The sequence below is a fragment of the Moorena sp. SIO2C4 genome, from assembly GCF_010672485.1.
In the GTDB taxonomy this organism is placed as follows: Bacteria; Cyanobacteriota; Cyanobacteriia; order Cyanobacteriales; family Coleofasciculaceae; genus Moorena; species Moorena producens.
In genome coordinates this window covers 1-2,377 of the sequence record NZ_JAAHGN010001119.1, presented here as the reverse complement: position 1 = coordinate 2,377, position 2,377 = coordinate 1, and the positions used below count along the sequence as shown (strand labels likewise).

Here is a 2,377-nt window from a genome sequence, read left to right as displayed (position 1 = left end):
GTGTGTTCTTGGAGAGTCCCGTAAGTTCGACCGCCTTACGGAGTGGTATTAATGCCATCTCCTTAATCTACCATAATTTAATAGTAAGTGGTAGATTAGTGGAGGTTTTTGTTAACTGTCACAAGCCTTAACGAATCAATTTGGGGAGCAGCTCCGTGACTAGATACTACGCCACCTGTAACTCTTGATAGCGATAAACCTTTAGTTTCTAAAGGGTAGCATCTTCGATTATAGCGCCATGTGATGTAGAAATTTTGTGGATTTGTTTTTTTTTTTAAGTTATTGGATGAGCGAGGCTAATCATGAAAGTTAAAGACGTCTATCAAGATGAACAAGGAAATTGGCAGATCGACTATGGAGTTGATCATCTGATGGGGCTAGCCATTAGGAATGATTTAGGACAGACACTGACCCAATTTATTATTTCGATTCCCATGAGTTTCTTGTTTTTTATGTTTTTACTTTCCGTTTTCGATGCCTTAATTGAATTAATCCCGCAGGTAGATACCAGTATTCAACAGATAGTTCCTCAAGAAAATGGCTCTCTTATAATGATTATAGTAAATGAGTAGTTTAAATGATCGATTACCCCTTAAATAGCCAGGGATTCAATTAAATAAAAATACCTTGTTTTGAATTGCGGAATTTTATCTATAAGCTTTGTAGGATGAGTAAGGTTCATTTAGGGTGGGCAGTGCATCAGACAGATAATGAAGCTTGCAAACCACGTTGCTAGGCACTGCCCACCCTACGATTAGTGACTTTATAAAATTATTTTTGGTTTAACTTGCGGAATATCACCTATAAGCTTTGTAGTTATTTTTATACTTTATTGAATGAGTGAGGAAACTTATGAAAGTTAAAGACGTCTATCAAGATGAACAAGGAAATTGGCAGATCGACTATGGAGTTGATCATCTGATGGGGCTAGCCATTAGGAATTATTTAGGACAGACACTGATCGGAGTTATTATTTCGATTCCCATGAGTTTCTTGTTTTTTATGTTTTTACTTGCCGTTTTCGATGGCTTAATTGCATCAATACCGCAGGTAGATAGCAGTATTCAACAGATAGCTCCTCAAGCAACTTACCATCCTCTTCGCTAATTATTAGATAGCTCAGGAAGATGGTAAACCACTTTCCTAACTATTGCTGATCATTCAGGGCTATTTCATTCTGATTGCGCCAGTGATCTGCCCTGCTAGTATTGCACTGCTAAAGATTTGAGCAATTGTCGGAAACTTTGACCTCAACTTGTATCATAAGCATGGCTTTTCTGATCTGGGTGAGGCTCAGCGTCTTGCTGGTTTTAGTCTTAACACACTCAAGGAAATGATCGAACTTTAAATTCAGATCTAATTGATACGATAAGTGGAATTGCAAACTCTAACACGTATTTTTTGACATTTAAATACATTAACAAAATTAAATTTTTCTGATGCTTAAAATCAATCGATTATGGAACAAAATAGTTAATAAAATCACATCAAATAGCAAATTTTTGTTGCTCACTGCTTTGAGCATTAGTCTGGTTTTGACGTTTTTTAGAGCACCCTCACTAGCACAGTTGCCGCCACTAAAACAATTGCCCATTGAAGAGGATTCGGAAACACAACCTGCACCGGAAATAGGAATTGAAGAGGATTCGGAAACACAACCTGCACCGGAAATAGGAATTGAAGAGGGTTCGGAAATACAACCTGCACCTGAAATCGGAATTGAAGAGGGTTCGGAAACACAATCTGCACCTGAAATAGGAATTGAAGAGGGTTCGGAAATACAACCTGCACCTGAAATCGGATGGGAGTTCTTAGGTAGCCGAGAACTCAATCAAGTAGAAATTCACGAAACTAAGTATAAAGGTGAGTGCCCAGGTTACAGCTGGTCTTCTCGGGAAGCCCGGTTTACTTCCAGTACTACTCCACCAGCTCGTAAAAGACGTGTAATTGTTAAAAATATTACCAGAGGAGTAGCTAGTGACCCATTTCCTTACACTGACAGAGAGTACGATGAGGGTAGATCTTCAGAAGGGACACGGATGAGTTTTGGAACAAGACATGATAGTAAAGAATTTCACGTTTTAGACGGAGAGAATACATTTGAGTACGAGATTAAAGAACGCGATCGTGTACTTGAGTCTGGAGTTTTCACTGCTGTAATTAAAAGAAATGTGGATGTCAGACAAAGAGATTCGTATCCTATTACCAAATCAGTTTGTATGAACTCAGAAGTTCCTATGTCTTTGTGTGCTGATATCAGGACTCTTACTAAGTACAAATGTCGGAGCAACTGGGTTCTCCGAAGCTTTCTCATGCCAAATACCCATGAAGTTGCTACACTTATATCCAATCAGACTCCCTACTCGGTAAAGTATTG

At 38.6% G+C, this 2,377-nt stretch carries 3 protein-coding genes; all 3 read left to right on the top strand.

Going from position 1 to position 2,377, the window contains the following annotated elements:
- Positions 1–302 precede the first annotated feature (302 nt).
- Complete coding sequence (locus F6K20_RS34485; protein ID WP_009149298.1) at positions 303–572, top strand: hypothetical protein; 270 nt, start codon at positions 303–305, stop codon at positions 570–572.
- A gap of 280 nt (positions 573–852) precedes the next feature.
- Positions 853–1,107 (top strand): hypothetical protein, encoded by a 255-nt coding sequence (locus F6K20_RS34480; protein ID WP_009149299.1) that lies wholly within the window; start codon positions 853–855, stop codon positions 1,105–1,107.
- Between the two features lie 332 nt (positions 1,108–1,439).
- On the top strand, positions 1,440–2,377 hold a 938-nt coding region (locus F6K20_RS34475; RefSeq protein WP_287297800.1), incomplete at its 3' end, for a hypothetical protein.

What these genes read in the sequence shown, in the direction of transcription:
- F6K20_RS34485 (WP_009149298.1), top strand. Translation starts at nt 303, where the DNA reads ATGAAAGTTAAAGACGTCTATCAAGATGAACAAGGAAATTGGCAGATC.
- F6K20_RS34480 (WP_009149299.1), top strand. Translation starts at nt 853, where the DNA reads ATGAAAGTTAAAGACGTCTATCAAGATGAACAAGGAAATTGGCAGATC.